Consider the following 15,931-nt stretch of genomic DNA (forward strand, 5'->3'; position numbering starts at 1 on the left):
CAGTCGTCGGGATGTCGGTCGTCAGTGGCTGAGTGGCTCAGCAGGTCAGGCCGCCGTCGATCACGACGGAGGCTCCGGTCACGTACGCCGCCTCGGCACTGAGCAGGAACCGGACCACCGGCGCGACGTCCCCGGGTGCGCCGATCCGGCCCAGCGGTACGCGGTCGACGAAGGCCCTGAGCTGGCTCTGCGGCATCGAGCGTGTCATCGCGGTGTCGACGAAACCGGGCAGCACCGCGTTCACCCGTACGCCGTAGCTGCCGAGCTCCTTGGCCAGCACCCGGACCAACGCGAGCAGGCCGGCCTTGGACGCGGCGTAGTTCGCCTGCCCCTCCGGGGCGTTCACGCCACTGGTCGAGGCGACCGCGACGATCGCGCCGGACCGTTGCGAGGCCATCACCCGCGCGGCCGCGCGGCAGACCAGGAACGAGCCGGTGAGGTTGGTGTCGACGACGGTGCGCCACTTCTGCTCGCCCATCATCAGGGCATAGCCGTCGTTGGCGATCCCGGCGTTGCTCACCAAGCCGTCCAGCCGGCCGTGCTCGGCGCGGATCTGACGGAACATCTTGTCGACCTCGGCCGCCTGCGCGACGTCGGCCTGCACCAGCTCGGCGTCAGGCTGATGCTGCCGCACCTGGCTGAGCGCCTCCTTGGCCTGCTCGGCGTCGCGGCGGTAGTTGAGCAACACCTTGGCGCCGGCTTCGGCCAGGCCGGTCGCGACGCCGAGCCCGATCCCCTTCGTCGCACCGGTCACCAGCACGACCTGTCCGTCCATGCTCATCGTTGTTGCCCTGCCGCGAGGAGGGTTCCAAGGGCCTCGGTACCGGCGAGATGTTCGGCTGTTCGCAGCATGTTCCGGCCGAGCCCGCTGAGCACCCGCCCGGGCCCTACCTCGACGAAGGTGGTCGCGCCGAGCCGGCCGAGCCTCTCCACCGTGTCCGCCCAGTGCACCGGGCGAGTGATCTGGGTGGCGAGCACCCGCCGGTACCGCTCGATGTCGTCGACGAGGCAGCCGGTCACGCTCGACACGAACGGCACCTGCGGCGGGCGCAGGTCAGCTGCCGCTATCAGCGGAGCCAGCTCTCGTTCGGCTTCGGCCATCAGCGGCGAGTGGTACGCGCCGCCGACCGGAAGCCGCTTCACCCGGAACGCTCCCGCGGACCTCGCTGCTTCGGCTGCCTCGTCCACCTGCTCGCTGGTGCCGGAGATGACCGCTTGGCGGGGCGCGTTCAAATTCGCCACCACGAGGACTGCGCCGTGCCGGTTCGAGAACTGCCGGCACAGGTTGGTGACCTGCTCCAGCGACAGGCCGACGATGGCGGCCATCGCGCCAGGCCGCCGGCGCGCGGCCTCTGCCATCGCCCGGCCCCGGCGCGCCACCAGGGCAAGCGCCGACTCCCAACTCAGGCAGCCGGCCGCAACCAGTGCCGGGTATTCGCCGAGACTGTGCCCGGCCACCGCGTCCGGCCGTACCCCAGCAGTGGCGAGCTCCGCGGCCAGCACACTCGACCACACGAAGATGGTGAGCTGTGCGATCTCGGGATCGGCCAGGGTGGCCGCGTCGGCCCGCATCATCAGTTCACCGACCGGTACGCCGGACAACTCCTCGGCCCGGCCGATCAGCGCGCGGGCCTCGTCGCCGCATCTGGTCAGCTCCCGGCCCATGGCGGGCTGCTGACTTCCCTGTCCAGGAAAGACGAACGCCAGGTCGCGCATGCTGTCCCGCGTGCTCACCATGCTTGCTCCGTTCCGCTCTCACCACACGTCGCGGCGGCCCAGCACAGATCGAGGTGCGGCCCGGACGGGCCGGACGGCAGCATCCGGCCGGCGGGCAGAACGCCGCCGACCAGCTTCACCTGCTCGCCAACGGCCCAGCGGGCCAGCGCACCGCGCAGCTCGATCGGACGGACGCCGTCGTCGCCGGCCTCCCCGACCACGATGGAGCGATAGCCGGCCCCGGTCGGCAGACCGCCCGCGATCTTGACGACGCTCTCCTTGATGCCGAACAGGCGACCCAGCCGGGCCAGCTCGTCGCCGTCGCGGGACCAGTCCGTCCCGGACCGCTCACTGTCGTCGAACACCCGGCGCAACAACCCGGGACCGGTCCGCCGGATCGCCAGCGCGAAGCGGTCGTGATCGATGACGTCGACGCCGGCACCCCACAACCGCCCGGCCGGTATCCGGGTCACCGTCAGCACCTCACCCACCGCTGCGACGGCGGTCGATCGACTCATGACGAAGCACCCCACAAACAGCTGTTGCACTGCACGGACGGTAAGCAAAGAATGCTGCCCGGACATATTCCAGCCGGACGGCGCCGACGCTACGAATGCGGAACCTGAGCTGTCAAGAACTTCTCCGGCATTAGCTGGACCCAGCCATCGTGAATTGCGAAACTCCGCATTCTCGTCGAAACCGGAATGGCAATTGAAATATCTACCACCAGCGGCGTAGCAGTAATCAGCCACTCCGCCGCGAACACCTTGACACCGCAACTGCGTCGCCAGCAGCCTGAGTGACGCCGCGAACACCGAACGGAAGGAATGACGGTCTATGCCCCGCTGGGTTGAGACGGCGCCCCGGGTGATGCGCTGGGGGTACGTCGAGACGGCCGCCCGGGTGCGCTGGTCGGAGTGCGACGGCCAGCGCCACGCCTACTACGGCAACTACATGGCCTGGTGCGACCTCGGCCGGGAAGCCTTCGCGCTGGCGGCCGGCGTCGACTACTGGAACTACCAGATCACCACCACCGAGTTCCACATCCGCTTCCACAGCCCCGCGGTCTACCTCGACGACCTGCTCATCCGCACCTGGGCGACGACACCCACGGCGCGGCTGGACTGTTTCTACGAGATCTACCGCAAAAAAGGCGGCCAGCTGATTGCCGAGGCGAAGTCCGGGCATGCGCTGGTCGACCTGAAGAAAGGTCTCCGGATGCGCGCCCCGGATTCCTTCCACGAGAAGTTCGAGGCATTTCTGGACAGCCAACGTGTACGGCAGGGAAACCCCGCGCGACCACTGGCTGTCACCAGTGAGACCGCCGGCTGACAGGGACGATGATGAGCGGCCAGATCAAATACCTGCTGGACGAGAAAGATATTCCCACCCACTGGTACAACCTCGTCGCGGACCTGCCCGAGCGGCCGCCGCGGCCGCTGCACCCGCGCACTCACGAGCCCATGTCGGCGGCCGAGATGGGTTCGCTGTCGGCAGCCGCACTCCTGCGCCAGGACGGCTCGACCGAGCGGTTCATCGCCATCCCCGACGAGGTGCGCGATGTCTACCGGATGTTCCGGCCGAGCCCGCTGTACCGGGCCCGCAACCTGGAACGCGATCTGGGGACGCCGGCGCGCATCTACTACAAGTACGAAGGGCTCGGCCCGACCGGCTCGCACAAGGTCAACACCGCCGTACCGCAGGTCTACTACAACGCCGCTCAGGGCATCAGGAAGCTCACCACCGAGACCGGCGCCGGCCAGTGGGGTTCCGCGCTCGCCTTCGCCTGCGCCCAGTTCGGGGTCGACTGCGAGGTCTTCTGGGTCGGTGCGTCGTACGACCAGAAGCCCTACCGCAAGACGATGATGGAGGCGTTCGGCGCGACCGTGCACCGCAGCCCCACCCCGCGCACCGAGGTCGGCCGCAAGGCGCTGGCCGCCGAGCCGGCCGGCAGCAAGCCGCTCGGCAGCATCGGGCTGGCGGTCAGCGAGGCGGTCGAGATCGCCCTCGCCGACGAGAGTGTCGGCTACGCGCTCGGTAGTACCGCCGGCCACACTCTGCTGCATCAGACCGTCATCGGCGAAGAGGCGCTCAAGCAGTTCGAGCTCGCCGAGGACTATCCCGACGTACTGATCAGCTGTGTCGGCGGCGGCTCGTCGATGGGCGGCCTGGCCTTTCCCTTCCTGCGCGAGAAGCTGACCGGCAACCGAGACCTCCGGGTCGTCGCCGTCGAGCCCACTGCCTGCCCGGCCATGACGCGTGGCCGCTATGCCTGGGACTACGGCGACATGGAAGGCCTCACGCCGTTGATGAAGATGTACACGGTCGGCCACGCGTTCGTCCCGGCTGCGATCCACGCCGGCGGCCTGCGCTACCACGGTGTCTCGACGCTCGTCTCGTACGCCGTCAACAAGGGCCTGATCGAGCCGGTGGCCAAGCCGCAGACCGAGTGCTTCGCGGCCGGCCTGAGGTTCGCCCGGACCGAAGGGATCATGCCCGCGCCCGAGGCCACCCATGGAATCGCGGCCTGCATCGACGAGGCCGTCCGCTGCCGGGAAACCGGTACGGAGCAGGCGATCCTGGTGCTCGTCACCGGCCACGCGCACTTCGACCTCGGCGCGTACACGGCCTTCCAGGCCGGAGAGATCACCGACGACGAACTGTCCGACGAACAGCTGGAAGTCTTCCTGAACCAGCTCCCCGTCGTCTCACCCCGCTGACATCACCACCGCTCTGGGAGGCTCCCGCATGAATCAGCTACCGACCGACCAGCTGGAGATGGCCCTCCGCGGTGAGCTGGTCCTACCCGACCATCCCGGCTATGACAGCGCCCGGCGGGTCTACAACGGCATGATCGACCGCCGTCCGGCGCTGATCGCCCGCTGCCAGGGCGTCGCCGACGTGGTGAAGACCGTGCAGTTCGCGCGCGACAACGGCTTGCCCGTCGCGATCCGGGGTGGCGGCCACAGCGTCGCGGGACACGGCACCTGCGACGGCGGCGCGCTCGTCGACCTGTCGCTGATGCGTGGCGTCCACGTCAACCCGGCCGGCCCCGATGGCCCGACCGTTCGGGTCGCCGGCGGCGCCACCCTCGCCGACCTCGACGGCGACACCCAGCTGTTCGGTCTGGCCACCCCCAGTGGTCAGGTCTCGATGACCGGGATCGCGGGCCTCACGCTCAACGGCGGCATGGGGATGCTGCAGCGCAAGTACGGACTGACCTGCGACAACCTGCTGTCGGCCGACGTGGTGACCGCCGACGGCAACCTCGTCACCGCCAGCGCGGACAGCCACCCGGAACTGTTCTGGGCATTGCGCGGTGGCGGCGGCAACTTCGGCGTCGTGACCTCGCTCGAATTCCGCTGCCACCCGGTCGGGCCGATCATCCTGGCGGGTCTGGTCGCGTACCCCGTCGAGCAGGCGCCCGAGGTGCTCGCGTTCCTGCGGGACTTCATCGCCGACGCGCCGGAAGAGCTCAGCGCGGACGCGATCTTCCAGTTCGCCCCACCGCTGGACGTGATCCCCGAGGAGCACCGCGGCAGCCGGCTGATCGGCATCTTCCTCCGGTACGCCGGATCGCCCGAAGAGGGTCAGCGCGTCGTCAAGCCGGTGCAGGAGTTCGGATCGCCGGTCCTCAACTTCGTCTATCCGATGCCGTACGTCATGGTGCAGCAGATGCTCGACCCGCTGAACCCGAACGGCAACCTGCACTACTGGACCGGCGAGTACCTCCCCGAGCTGGGCAGCAAGCAGATCGAGACGCTGGCGACGTACGGCAGCACGCTGCCCGACCGGCACTCCATCATCGAGGTCATCCCGTTCAACGCCGCGGTCACCCGGGTGCCGCCGGACGCGACCGCCTTCAGCCACCGGCAGGAGAGCTGGCTGATCCACGTCCTCGGCCAGTGGACCGATCCGGCCGACACCGACCGCTGCCGGTCCTGGGCCAAGCAGGCCGGTGCCGACCTGCGCGCCGTCGGATCGGGCGACACCTATCTCAACCTGGTGACCGACGACGAAGACGTCGACCGGGTGAGCACCTTCTGGAACGACGCGCGGATGCGCCGGCTGGCCGCGGTGAAGGCGGAGTACGACCCCGGCAACACGTTCCGCTTCAACCACAACATCAAGCCCGCCAGCGGAGACCGCTCATGAACGCGCCGACGAAAACCGGGGGCACCGAGGCCCTGTTCCACCCTGATACCTACGTCACCGGCGTACCGCACGAGCTGATGGGGCAACTGCGACGCGAGCACGGTGTCGTGTGGGTGCCCGAGCCTGCCGTCGACAACTGGCCGGCCGGTCCCGGCTTCTGGGCCGTACTGCGCTACGCCGACGTCGAGACCGTACTGCGGTCCCCGCAGGTCTTCTCGTCCAGCCTCGGCCTCACCCAGATCTACGACGCTCCCCCGCCCCTGCTGCCGCCGCTGCGGAAGATGATGATCAACATGGACCCGCCGGACCACTCCCGGTTGCGCGGGCTCCTCACCAAAGCGTTCGCACCCCGCGCGGTCGCGAAACTGGAGGACCGGATCGCCGGCCATGCCCGCGAATTGGTCGCCGCCGTCGTCGATCGCGGCAGCTGCAACTTCGCCCGCGACATCGCGGCCGACCTCCCGTTGCTGACGCTGTCCGACATCCTCGGCGTACCGGAGAGCGACCGGTGGCTGATGTTCGACTGGAGCAACCGGGTCATCGGCGTCCAGGACGCGGAGTACCAGGCGAGCAGCGAGTTCGACACCAGCGGCGCGACCGAGATGGCGATCCGCGCCTTGCAGGTACGGCCCGACCCGGACGAGAACGGGCGGATGCCGGACTCGCGGGTGCCGTCCGGCATGGCGGACCTGTACGCCTACGCCCGCGAGCTGGCGCAGTACCGGCGCAAGGAACCCGCCGACGACATCATGTCGCTGCTCATGCAGCAGGTCGACAGCGAGGGCGGCCGGGTCAGCAACGACGAGTGGGAGAAGCTGTTCTGGTTGTTCTCGGTGGCCGGCAACGAGACCGTCCGCAACGCGCTGCCGGGCGGCATGTATGCATTGCTCACCCACCCCGACCAGTACGCGAAGTTGCGCGCCGACCGCTCGCTCCTCAACTCCGCGGTGGAGGAGATGCTGCGCTGGTGGAGCCCGGTGACGCAGTTCCGGCGAACCGCGGCGCGGGACACCAGCCTGGCCGGCGTGGAGATCCGCGAGGGCGACAAGGTGGTCGTGTATTTCGCGTCCGCGAACCGGGACGAGACCGTGTTCGCCGATCCGGACGCCTTCGACATCACCCGCAATCCCAACCCACACATCGCGTTCGGGCACGGGCCGCACTTCTGCATCGCGGCTCAACTGGCCCGGGTGCAGATGCGGGCGCTGTTCGGCGCGGTACTGGAACTGCTCGGCGAGGTGGCGGCCGACGGGCCGCCGGAGCGGTTGCGGTCCAACTTCCAGAACGGCATCAAGCACCTACCGATCCGCTGGACGACACCGGAGACCTGACAGATGTGGACGTATGAGCACAGCGCGGAAGCCGCCGCGCCACCCCAGGCGATCTGGAGCTGTTACCAGGACGTTGCCAGCTGGCCCGACTGGAACGTTGCCGTCAGCAACGTCGAACTCGACGGGCCGTTCGGCGCCGGTACGACGGGCCGGCTGACCCCGCCGGGGGCCGGACCGCTCCCGTTCACGATCGTCGAAGCGACCGAGAACTCCGGCTACGTCTCCGAGACCGAGATCGCCGAGACCGTCACCTTGCGGTCCACCAACCGGCTGACCCCGCTGCCGGACGGCCGCACCCGGATCGACCTGCGGGTCGACCTGGTCGGTCCCGCGGCCGAGCACTTCGGCAAGAGCTTCGGCCCGCAGGTGAAGGCGGGGGTACCGAAGACCGTCGAGACGCTCGCCCGGCGGGCCGAAGAGCTGGCCGGCCGGCAGTGACCGGCAGAGTGCCCGGTCGTCCGGCAGGTTCACGAACCGCGCTGCTGGTCCTGACCAGCAACGGCGTCCTCGGGGACACCGGCCGGTCGACCGGCGCCTACGCGTCCGAGGTGGCCGAGTCGTGGCGGACCTTCGCGTCGGCCGGCTACCGGGTCGAGGTGGCCTCGATCCAGGGCGGCCGGCCACCGCTCGAGGCGGTCGACACCGGGGATCCGGCGCAACAGGCGCTCTTCGCCGACGAAGCCATGACTGCTGCGCTCGCCTCGACCCTGCCGGTTCGGGAGGTCGACCCCACGGCGTACCAGATCGTCTTCACCGCGGGCGGGCACGGCGCGATCTGGGACCTGCCGTACGACGAAGCTCTGGCCGCCCTGCTGCGCGACGCGTACGAGAACGACGCCGTGATCGCCGCGGTCTGTCACGGTCCGGCCGCGTTCCTCGGCACCCGGCTGTCGAACGGCGAGTATCTGGTTGCCGGACGCAACGTCGCCTGCTTCACCAACGACGAGGAACGCGCCGTCGGGATGACCTCGGTGGTGCCGTTCCTGCTGGCCGACGAGCTGGTCGAGCGCGGCGCCAAGCACGACGCGGCGGGACCGTTCCTGCCGCATGTCGTGGTCGACGGCCGGCTGGTGACCGGCCAGAACCCGGCGTCGACCGAACTCGTGGCCGAGCAGGCGATCGCGGTCGCCACGGCATCACCTGCGTAGTCGCTCGGGACACGTTCTACTGGGGAGGGATGTGTCGGTGAAATTGCGCGAAGGAGAGTTCGGATGCTGACCAGACGTTCGCAGGTGATTGCCGGAATCCTGCTGCTGATGATCGTCACCGTCGAGATCGGCGGTGTCTTCATGACACAGGTCGTCACCGGAAACGTGGAGAGGACGGATTTCCAGGCCTCGTTCTGGCGTGCCGGCCATGCGCACGCCGGTGTGCTGACCATCCTCAGCCTGACCGCGGTCCTGCTCGCCGACGCAGCCCGCGTCGCCTGGGGGGCCGTAGGCTGGCTGGCCCGGCTCGCCATTCCGGTGGCCGGCGTGCTGATGTCCACGGGCTTCTTCGTGTCCGCGCTGGGCGACGGCGCGACCGGACCGAACGGCTTCGTGGTCGTGCTCGTCCTGGGCGGCATCAGTCTCGCGGTGGGAGTCGTGTCGCTCGGCCTGAGCTTGCTCCTCCCGAAGCTGCAACTGCCCGCGACCTGACACAATGGGACGTATGACCCGCACCCTCAACGCCACCGCCGCGTCGCTGCTCGGCTTCCTGCACGAGGGCCCGATGACCGGATGGGACCTGGTTGCCACCGCCCAGCAGCGGATCGGCGACTTCTGGTCGCTGACGCAGAGCCAGGTCTACCGGGAACTGACCGCGATGGCCGAGGCCGGGCTGGTCGAGGCGGGCGATCCCGGACCTCGCGCCCGGCGGCCGTACGCACTGACGGACGCTGGACGGGAGGCCTTCGGCGAGTGGCTGCAGGGCGACGTGACCGAGGAGCTGATCCGCTTCCCGCTCCTGCTCGTGGTGATGTTCGGCGAGCACGTACCGCCCGAGCGGCTCGCCGAAGTGATCACCACGCATCGGCACCTTCATGCGCAACGCCTGGCCATGTACGAGAAGGAACTCGCCGAGGCGCCGGCGGGTGAGCCTGATCCCTACGCGGCCGCGACCCTCGACTTCGGCGTACGGTACGAGCGCGCAGTACTGGAATGGTTCGACGCGCTGCCCACCAAGCTCCGGGGAGCCAACGACTAGCGCTGCAGCCGTCCGGCGATCGTGTCGAGGTGCGGCCGGAAGGCCTGGAACCAGATCCGGTATCCGACACTGTTGACGTGGGTGAAGTCCGGGGCCCACACGTCGAGGCGGCGAGCCGCCCGGAAGGCGCCGGCGAAGTCGGCGTGCGGAACCCCGCGGGCATCGGCCTCCTCCGCCAGGATCCGCTGGTAGTTGTCCCGCCCGCCCTGCAGCGGTACGTCGGACAGCACGGTCCGATCGGCGGGAAGCGCCTCGAGCACCTTGGTGACATTGGCCCGGTACGTGTCCAGCGGCACCTTCCCGCCGGTGTCGTTGGAGCCCGCGACCACCACCACCACGTCCGCGCTCGCCACGTCGGCCCGGTGCAGCTGGTCGGTGAGGATACTGCCGAAGGTGCCACCACGGAGCGACGAGTAATTGGCCACATGGACCGGCCGCCCGGTGCGCTCGTGCAAATGCTCGGCGATCCGGCCGACCAGACTGTCCTCGGGCTTCCAGGCGCCGACGCCGACACCGGCGGAGTCGCCGAACGCAACCAGGCGCAAGGCCTCCGGAGCCGCGGGCTGCGATGCCTGGTCAGCCCAGTACTTCGGATAGTTCCGGGTCTGCCGGAAGACCAGCAGCAGCCCGATGACCTCGGCCACCAGGAGCAGCCCGAAGCCGACCGCCAGGACCCGCAGCACGATCCGGCGTCGCCGCTTGCGTCGGACCTTGGTGTCGACCGTCACGAGTCAGCCCCGCTGTGTTCCAGCACCGCCGGCTCGGCAGCCTTCGCAGCGGGCTGCTGTGGCGCCCGGCTGAGCCGGCTTGGCCACCACATCCATCGGCCGACGTCGAGAGCGAGCGCCGGCACCAGCAAGGAACGCACGATGAACGTGTCCAGCAGTACGCCGAACGCGACCGTGAACGCCAGCTGGACCAGGAGCACCAGCGGGATGACCGCCAGCGCCGCGAAGGTCGCGGCCAGCACCACACCTGCCGACGTGATGACTCCTCCGGTGACGGTCAGGCCGAGGATCATGCCCCGCCGGGTGCCCGCTCGCACGGACTCCTCCCGGACCCGCGTCATCAGGAAGATGTTGTAGTCGATGCCCAGGGCAACGAGGAACACGAAGGCGTGCAACGGGAAGGTCGCATCGACCGCGGAGAAGCCGAACACGTCGCGGAACACCAACGCGGACAGGCCGAGCGCGGCGAGGTAGGACAGCACGACGGTGGCGAGCAACAGCAGGGTGGCCACGATCGAGCGCAGCAGCAAACCGACGACGAGCCCCACCACGAGCAGCAGCAACGGCATGACCTTGCGGTCGGCGGCCGCCGCATCGTTGAAGTCCATCAGGACGGCCGTGTAGCCACCGGTCTTGGCGTCCGCCTGCGGTACGGCGCCTACCGCGTCGCGGAGCCGCTCGAGCGTGCCCAGTGCTGCCTTGCTGTCCGGGGGGTCGGTGAGGGTGACGTCGAGCCGGGCCAACCCGTCCACGACGACGGGCTGAGCACCCGGCGCCGGCGCGCCCGCCCTCGGGCCGACGTACGGGGCGACGGAGGCAATCCCCTCGACCCGGCGTGCCGCGGTGGCCACGTCGGTGATCCGGTCGGCGTTGGCGATCACGATCGCCGGGCTGCCGCTGCCGCCCGGGAAGTGCTCGGTCATTTTCTGCTGACCGTCCACCGACTCCACGTCGTTGGAAAGGATCATTTCGTTCTGCGGAAGGCCGGTCGCGTCCAGGCGGACCACGCCCAGGGCCATCACGACGAGACCCAGCGCAGTACCGATCCACAGGATCCGCGGCCGCCGATCCACGAAGCGGGCGACCCGCGACCACACCCCGGCCAGCTCAGCGGGTTCGGATCCGTACTCCGGGCGGCGCGGCCAGAACGCGGCCCGTCCGAGCAGCATCAGCACGGCCGGCATCAGGGTCAGCATCGCCAGCAAGGCGCAGGCGATACCGATCGCGCCGGCGGGACCGAGGTCGCGGTTGAGGCTCAGATCGCTGATCAGCAAGCACAGCAGGCCGAGCGCGACGGTCCCACCGCTGGCCGCGATGGGGCCGAGCGAGTTGCGCCACGCGACGCGCATGGCGTCGAAGCGGCTCTGGTGCCGGCGCAACTCCTCCCGGTACCGCGAGACGAGCAGCAGCGCGTAGTCGGTACCGGCACCAAGCACCAAGACGTTGAGGATGCCCTGCACTTCGGCACCCAAGGACAGGACGTCCTGCTTGGCGAGCAGGTAGATGACGCCCTGGGTCGTGCCCAGAGCCAGACCGGCGACGAGCAGAACCAGGAACGGCAGCAACGGACTGCGGTAGACAACGACCAGGATGACGAGGATGACGGCCATCGTCACCGCGACCAGCATCAGGTCGATGGCACCCAGCGCCTCCTTGAGGTCCGCTTGGATGCCGGCCGGGCCGGTGACGTGCACGGCGAGGCCCTCGCCACCGCTGACCAACCCACGCACGGTTGGCACGTGCTCGGCGATCTTGGCCGAGTCGGTCCCGGCGAACGGTACGACGACCATTGCAGCGCGGCCGTCCGGAGCTACCAGTGGTCCGGTCGCCGGACCCGCCAGCTTGCTGCCCAGGTCGCGGTTGATCGCCGCGGTCTGGTCGGCGATCGCGCGGCGGTCGGCAGCGGTCAGGGCGATGTCACGGCTGTAGACGACGATCGCGGGCAATGTCTCCGCTTCGCCGAAGCGCTGGTTGATCGCGGCGACCTCGGTGGCCTCGGCGTTGCGGGGCAGATAGGTCGCGGCACCGCTGGAGACCTCTTCGGCGAGCTTGCTGCCGACCGCGCCGAGCCAGCCACCGGCTCCGAGCCAGACGAGGATCAGTAGGGAGGGAACCAGCCAGCGCACGACACGGACACGAGGCGAGCCGGTGGCAGCCATGGTCATCTCTTCCTTCCGGTCCGGGGACGCAGCCGGTAGACCTTCCAATGTGGAATGTTAGATCTCCCACATTGGAGTGTCAATCAGTCGCGACCCGCTCCGCCAAGGCGTGCAGGGTCCGGCGCATTCCGTCGTTCAGCGCGGGGCTGAACTCGTGCCCCAGCAGGTCGAGCGCCGCCCGGGGCACGTTCACCCGATGGGTGATCCGGGTGCCGCCATCGGGCAGCTCCGTCAGGACGTGCTCGATCCGCAGCACGATTCCTTCGCCCAGCTCCGTCTCCGAGACGTATCCCCGACCGGGGGTGGCCGACACGATCCGGTACGGCATCGGCGGCCGGCCCTCGATGACGATGCGGCCGGTGATGCCTGTCGCGAGCGGTCCGTCCAGCTCGACGCGCTCGACCTGGTGCTTCCACTCGGGCCAGCTCGCCACGTCGGCGTACTGGCTCCAGATCGCGTCCGGCGAGGCGGTGGTCTCCACGCTCGGCGCGTAGTCCCACTCCTGGATGACGGCTCGCACCTCGATCCTGCCGAGGTCCGCGGGCATCGGGTAGCCGCGAGCGAGCTCGACCGCCTCGGCCTGGTCCGCGCAGTCGATCAGGTAGAAGCCGGTCAGTGGCGGGTCACTGACGACGGCCGGTCCAGGCGTCACGCTGTCCGGCCACACGGTCGTTGCTGTTGCCGTCGGCATCAAGGCCCGGCTGGCCAGGACTGTGCAGCGTTTGCTCAGGAACTCGAAGTTGTACGCGACGTGGGCCTCGACCAGGCGATTGCGTTCGGTTTGCGACATCGCGGCGATCGCCTTCTCGTCGCTGTAGAACAGCAGCGTGAAAATCACTGCGGGTCCTCCTCCAGACCGTGTTTGCGGGCCACCGCCTCCAGCTCTGCCACCCCGCCGCTCATGATGTCGGCGATATGCCTGGAGACCACGTCGATCGGCCAGTTCCACCAGGCCAGCCGGACCAGCCTGTCGATCTCGTCCGGCTCGAACCGGTACCGGATGATCCGGGCCGGGTTACCCCCGGCCACCGCGTACGCCGGTACGTCCGACGTCACCACCGACTTGGCCGCGACGATCGCGCCGTCACCGATCCGAACACCCGGCATCACCGTCGCGTCGTAGCCCAGCCAGACGTCGTTGCCCACCACGGTGTCGCCGGGAAAGTCCCGCTCGGCGAACAACGGCATGTACTCCAGCCAGTCGCCACCGAACATCGGGAACGGAAAGGTCGACACCCCGGCCCGCCGGTGATTGGCCGCGCCCATGATGAACCGCACCCCCCGGGCCAGCGCGCAGAACTTACCGATCACCAGGCGATCCGGCCCGTAGTGGAACAGCACGTTGTGCCGCTCGAACCCGGTCGGGTCGACCGGATCGGCGTAATAGGTGTAGTCGCCGACCGAGGTGAGCGGCGACTGCACCAGCGCCTTGAGAAACACGACCTGCGGATCACCCCTGATCAAACCGGCATTCGGGCCATAGGCGTCCGGATACAGCCGAGCCGGGTCCGGTGCGGACACACCAACCTCCTCCAGGGGCGAAACCAGGAAGGCCTAGCGATTCCCTCTCACCTTCCAGCACCCAAGCCCCGCTGCAAATGACAAGGACTTGCCAGCGGTCCTATTGAGGGACCGGGCTGCCGTTCGCGTCGAGAGGGCTTTGCCGGGCTATCGCGGGGAGGTAGGTCTCGTGGAAGATCTGGGCGCGCAGTTGGCGGCGGCTGTGGGTGCCGGTCTTGTCGAAGATTGACTTCAGGTGGTCCTGGACGGTCCACGGTGAAAGGAACAGGCGCTCGGCCAGCGCCTCGGTCGTCAGGCCGTGCGCTGCCAGAGCGGCCACTTCTTGCTCCCGGCTGGTCAGGCCGTGGGCTTCGAGCCGCAGCGCTGATGCCGTCTCACCTTTGGTCAGCTGAATGACGATGGCCACTCGCCCGGACCGCACACCCTGCGGGTACGACGCGTACAGGGTGAGCCATCCGATACCGCTGGGCACGTGCAGCGTGACGCCCTCGACCGCGTCCGCCGGCCGACGCCGTGCGCTGGCCGCGGCGGCCAGGATCGGGGGTGGCAGCGTTGAGGACGAGCTGCTCTCTTCGCGCAGCAGCTCCACGAAACGCTCGGCCGGTGGGGTGATGAGCTCGAGCTCGTCCCGCGGCCCGAGCAAGATCATGCCCGGCGCTCCCTCGTCCTCGGAGCGCAACGCCGCATCTCGTAGCAGGGAAGCGCGCACGCCGTTGGCGATCGGCCGGGACAGCCGCGCCATCAGTCTTGCCTCGGCCGGCTGGAAGTCACCGGTCGCCGCGGTCCGATGGAGTACTACGCACGCCCACGCCCGGCCGCGGGTCACCATCGCAGCGCGCAGCTCGAACGGCGTCCCGCTCGGTGCGAGGAACTCCCGGTACCGCGCACTCCGTTCCGGACGCCCGCGACACGCCTCGCTGAGAATGCCCACCGGGGCTCGGCGTCTCGCGAGGCCAGCAAAGGTGTTGTAGTCTTCGCGCTGGTATTCGCTGGCAATCACCGAGCGCGCGGCGACCGGCTCGGTCTGCTCGGACAGGAAGCCTCGCTCGACGAGCTCGACCGGATTGGCCGTCGTCAGGAGCAGGGTGCGAGGGTCGAGCCCGTGCCAGCAGGCGGCGTCGATGGGCAAGGTCCGCCGAAGCCGCGCACCGAGCTCCTCGAAGTACCGGTCGCGCGGCAGGCTCCTGATCCCGAGACGCTGCACCTCCGCCACGAGCCGATCGGCATCCCACCCGGCCATATCTGGAGTGTCCGGCGCTGGGTCGTGGACCGCAAGCCGGGTGCAGGAAAGATCCCAGATTCGGGTGGGTGGTTCGCCCGGCCGGCCGGCCGCATGCTCGGAGCAACCCGCCGGACCGCGGCGGACCGACCGAGGAGACCAAGATGTCCACAGCCGTTGCCTTCGCCATCCCGCTGCTGCCCGGAAAGACCGAACAGGACAAGGCCGCCATGCACTCCTGTTGGCACGGCGACCGCCGCGCCGACTACGAGGCGTCCCGAAAGAAGCTCGGCATCACCAGCGAATCCGTGTGGCTCCAGACCACACCCACCGGCACAGTCGCTGTAGTCCACCTCGTGGCAGACGATCTCCAAGCAGCCTTCACCGGCCTGGCCACCAGCGACGACCCCTTCGACCACTGGTTCCGCAACCACTGCATCGACGTCCACGGCATCGACCTCCGCGAAGGCTTCCCCCCACCCGAACAAATCCTCGGTTACACCGCCTAGTGGTCAGCCGCCGTACGGGCGGGTGATGATTTCCAGGATGTGGCCGTTGGGGTCGAGCCAGTACACGCCGCGGCCGCCGTCGTTGGTGTTGATCTCGCCCGGTCGTCGCCGGAAGGGATCGGCCCAGTAGTCCAAGCCGCGTTCCCGGATGCGCCCGAAGATCGCGTCGAACTCCGGTTCGTCGACCAGGAACGCGTAGTGCTGCGGGGTGACCGGACCGTCCGCGTCGGCGAAGTCGAGGGACACCTCCGCCACCTGCACGACCAGGAACGGCCCGTACGGCGTGGGGTCGGCGACGCCGAGAAGTTCTGCCAGGAATCGGGCGGACTCTTCCTTGTCCTGGGAATTCACGATGGTGTGATTGAGCTGAACCATGGTCCTATCTCATCTCGTCGGGGACCTCTTC

At 68.9% G+C, this 15,931-nt stretch carries 18 protein-coding genes; 9 read left to right on the forward strand and 9 right to left on the reverse strand.

The window, feature by feature from the left end; all coding sequences use genetic code 11:
- Positions 1–37: 37 nt before the first annotated feature.
- From ACQPYM_RS24020 to ACQPYM_RS24030, 3 genes are read right to left on the reverse strand one after another with little or no spacing between them, the layout of a single operon-like run.
- Positions 38–781, reverse strand: coding sequence for an SDR family NAD(P)-dependent oxidoreductase (locus tag ACQPYM_RS24020; protein WP_433003870.1), 744 nt, complete (start codon positions 779–781; stop codon positions 38–40).
- Positions 778–1,737, reverse strand: coding sequence for an ACP S-malonyltransferase (locus tag ACQPYM_RS24025; protein WP_433003873.1), 960 nt, complete (start codon positions 1,735–1,737; stop codon positions 778–780). Before ACQPYM_RS24025 ends, ACQPYM_RS24020 begins: the two co-directional genes overlap by 4 nt.
- Complete coding sequence (locus ACQPYM_RS24030; RefSeq protein WP_433003876.1) at positions 1,731–2,234, reverse strand: 4'-phosphopantetheinyl transferase superfamily protein; 504 nt, start codon at positions 2,232–2,234, stop codon at positions 1,731–1,733. The genes ACQPYM_RS24025 and ACQPYM_RS24030 overlap by 7 nt, the downstream gene beginning before the upstream one ends.
- A gap of 319 nt (positions 2,235–2,553) precedes the next feature.
- Here ACQPYM_RS24030 and ACQPYM_RS24035 point away from each other — a divergent pair, with 319 nt between their 5' ends.
- The 8 genes from ACQPYM_RS24035 (at position 2,554) to ACQPYM_RS24070 (ending at position 9,389) form a co-directional block, all read left to right on the forward strand.
- Complete coding sequence (locus ACQPYM_RS24035) at positions 2,554–3,048, forward strand: acyl-CoA thioesterase (RefSeq protein WP_433003879.1); 495 nt, start codon at positions 2,554–2,556, stop codon at positions 3,046–3,048.
- A gap of 11 nt (positions 3,049–3,059) precedes the next feature.
- Positions 3,060–4,436, forward strand: coding sequence for a TrpB-like pyridoxal phosphate-dependent enzyme (locus ACQPYM_RS24040; protein ID WP_433003882.1), 1,377 nt, complete (start codon positions 3,060–3,062; stop codon positions 4,434–4,436).
- Between the two features lie 28 nt (positions 4,437–4,464).
- Positions 4,465–5,871 carry an FAD-binding oxidoreductase gene (locus ACQPYM_RS24045; protein WP_433003885.1) on the forward strand — a complete coding sequence of 469 codons (1,407 nt, stop codon included), beginning with the start codon at positions 4,465–4,467 and terminating at the stop codon, positions 5,869–5,871.
- The gene (locus ACQPYM_RS24050; protein WP_433003888.1) at positions 5,868–7,202 is read left to right on the forward strand and encodes a cytochrome P450; all 1,335 of its coding nucleotides are present in this window, start codon (positions 5,868–5,870) and stop codon (positions 7,200–7,202) included. The genes ACQPYM_RS24045 and ACQPYM_RS24050 overlap by 4 nt, the downstream gene beginning before the upstream one ends.
- A gap of 3 nt (positions 7,203–7,205) precedes the next feature.
- Positions 7,206–7,640 carry an SRPBCC family protein gene (locus tag ACQPYM_RS24055; RefSeq protein WP_433003891.1) on the forward strand — a complete coding sequence of 145 codons (435 nt, stop codon included), beginning with the start codon at positions 7,206–7,208 and terminating at the stop codon, positions 7,638–7,640.
- Complete coding sequence (locus ACQPYM_RS24060; RefSeq protein WP_433003894.1) at positions 7,637–8,350, forward strand: type 1 glutamine amidotransferase domain-containing protein; 714 nt, start codon at positions 7,637–7,639, stop codon at positions 8,348–8,350. The genes ACQPYM_RS24055 and ACQPYM_RS24060 overlap by 4 nt, the downstream gene beginning before the upstream one ends.
- A gap of 63 nt (positions 8,351–8,413) precedes the next feature.
- Entirely contained in the window at positions 8,414–8,842 is a 429-nt protein-coding gene (locus tag ACQPYM_RS24065) for a hypothetical protein (protein ID WP_433003897.1), read from the forward strand.
- Positions 8,843–8,855: 13 nt separating this feature from the next.
- On the forward strand, positions 8,856–9,389 hold the full coding sequence (locus tag ACQPYM_RS24070) for a PadR family transcriptional regulator (RefSeq protein WP_433003900.1): 534 nt from the start codon (positions 8,856–8,858) through the stop codon (positions 9,387–9,389).
- Here the strand turns inward: ACQPYM_RS24070 and ACQPYM_RS24075 are convergent.
- The 5 genes from ACQPYM_RS24075 to ACQPYM_RS24095 all read right to left on the reverse strand — a co-directional run bounded on the left by ACQPYM_RS24075 (position 9,386) and on the right by ACQPYM_RS24095 (position 15,037).
- Positions 9,386–10,117 carry an SGNH/GDSL hydrolase family protein gene (locus ACQPYM_RS24075; protein ID WP_433003903.1) on the reverse strand — a complete coding sequence of 244 codons (732 nt, stop codon included), beginning with the start codon at positions 10,115–10,117 and terminating at the stop codon, positions 9,386–9,388. The two genes, ACQPYM_RS24070 and ACQPYM_RS24075, sit on opposite strands and share 4 nt — an antisense overlap.
- Positions 10,114–12,276 carry an MMPL family transporter gene (locus ACQPYM_RS24080; protein ID WP_433003907.1) on the reverse strand — a complete coding sequence of 721 codons (2,163 nt, stop codon included), beginning with the start codon at positions 12,274–12,276 and terminating at the stop codon, positions 10,114–10,116. The genes ACQPYM_RS24075 and ACQPYM_RS24080 overlap by 4 nt, the downstream gene beginning before the upstream one ends.
- A 79-nt stretch (positions 12,277–12,355) precedes the next feature.
- The gene (locus tag ACQPYM_RS24085) at positions 12,356–13,114 is read right to left on the reverse strand and encodes an SRPBCC family protein (RefSeq protein WP_433003910.1); all 759 of its coding nucleotides are present in this window, start codon (positions 13,112–13,114) and stop codon (positions 12,356–12,358) included.
- Positions 13,111–13,812 carry a CatB-related O-acetyltransferase gene (locus ACQPYM_RS24090; protein ID WP_433023371.1) on the reverse strand — a complete coding sequence of 234 codons (702 nt, stop codon included), beginning with the start codon at positions 13,810–13,812 and terminating at the stop codon, positions 13,111–13,113. Before ACQPYM_RS24090 ends, ACQPYM_RS24085 begins: the two co-directional genes overlap by 4 nt.
- Before the next feature lie 85 nt (positions 13,813–13,897).
- Positions 13,898–15,037: a helix-turn-helix domain-containing protein gene (locus ACQPYM_RS24095; RefSeq protein WP_433003912.1), complete on the reverse strand. Its 1,140-nt coding sequence runs from the start codon at positions 15,035–15,037 to the stop codon at positions 13,898–13,900.
- Between the two features lie 143 nt (positions 15,038–15,180).
- On the opposite strand from ACQPYM_RS24095, the gene ACQPYM_RS24100 reads away from it, so the two are divergent.
- Complete coding sequence (locus ACQPYM_RS24100; protein WP_433003915.1) at positions 15,181–15,525, forward strand: hypothetical protein; 345 nt, start codon at positions 15,181–15,183, stop codon at positions 15,523–15,525.
- Positions 15,526–15,528: 3 nt separating this feature from the next.
- On the opposite strand, the gene ACQPYM_RS24105 is transcribed toward ACQPYM_RS24100, so the two are convergent.
- Complete coding sequence (locus ACQPYM_RS24105) at positions 15,529–15,900, reverse strand: VOC family protein (protein WP_433003918.1); 372 nt, start codon at positions 15,898–15,900, stop codon at positions 15,529–15,531.
- Positions 15,901–15,931: the final 31 nt, after the last annotated feature.

Source organism: Kribbella sp. CA-294648, from assembly GCF_050943845.1.
In the GTDB taxonomy this organism is placed as follows: Bacteria; Actinomycetota; Actinomycetes; order Propionibacteriales; family Kribbellaceae; genus Kribbella.

Excerpts from the sequence above, each read along its gene's own strand:
- ACQPYM_RS24020 (WP_433003870.1), bottom strand. The coding sequence starts at position 781 with ATGAGCATGGACGGACAGGTCGTGCTGGTGACCGGTGCGACGAAGGGG.
- ACQPYM_RS24025 (WP_433003873.1), bottom strand. The coding sequence starts at position 1,737 with ATGGTGAGCACGCGGGACAGCATGCGCGACCTGGCGTTCGTCTTTCCT.
- ACQPYM_RS24030 (WP_433003876.1), bottom strand. The coding sequence starts at position 2,234 with ATGAGTCGATCGACCGCCGTCGCAGCGGTGGGTGAGGTGCTGACGGTG.
- ACQPYM_RS24035 (WP_433003879.1), top strand. The coding sequence starts at position 2,554 with ATGCCCCGCTGGGTTGAGACGGCGCCCCGGGTGATGCGCTGGGGGTAC.
- ACQPYM_RS24040 (WP_433003882.1), top strand. The coding sequence starts at position 3,060 with ATGAGCGGCCAGATCAAATACCTGCTGGACGAGAAAGATATTCCCACC.
- ACQPYM_RS24045 (WP_433003885.1), top strand. The coding sequence starts at position 4,465 with ATGAATCAGCTACCGACCGACCAGCTGGAGATGGCCCTCCGCGGTGAG.
- ACQPYM_RS24050 (WP_433003888.1), top strand. The coding sequence starts at position 5,868 with ATGAACGCGCCGACGAAAACCGGGGGCACCGAGGCCCTGTTCCACCCT.
- ACQPYM_RS24055 (WP_433003891.1), top strand. The coding sequence starts at position 7,206 with ATGTGGACGTATGAGCACAGCGCGGAAGCCGCCGCGCCACCCCAGGCG.
- ACQPYM_RS24065 (WP_433003897.1), top strand. The coding sequence starts at position 8,414 with ATGCTGACCAGACGTTCGCAGGTGATTGCCGGAATCCTGCTGCTGATG.
- ACQPYM_RS24070 (WP_433003900.1), top strand. The coding sequence starts at position 8,856 with ATGACCCGCACCCTCAACGCCACCGCCGCGTCGCTGCTCGGCTTCCTG.
- ACQPYM_RS24080 (WP_433003907.1), bottom strand. The coding sequence starts at position 12,276 with ATGGCTGCCACCGGCTCGCCTCGTGTCCGTGTCGTGCGCTGGCTGGTT.
- ACQPYM_RS24095 (WP_433003912.1), bottom strand. The coding sequence starts at position 15,037 with ATGGCCGGGTGGGATGCCGATCGGCTCGTGGCGGAGGTGCAGCGTCTC.
- ACQPYM_RS24100 (WP_433003915.1), top strand. The coding sequence starts at position 15,181 with ATGTCCACAGCCGTTGCCTTCGCCATCCCGCTGCTGCCCGGAAAGACC.
- ACQPYM_RS24105 (WP_433003918.1), bottom strand. The coding sequence starts at position 15,900 with ATGGTTCAGCTCAATCACACCATCGTGAATTCCCAGGACAAGGAAGAG.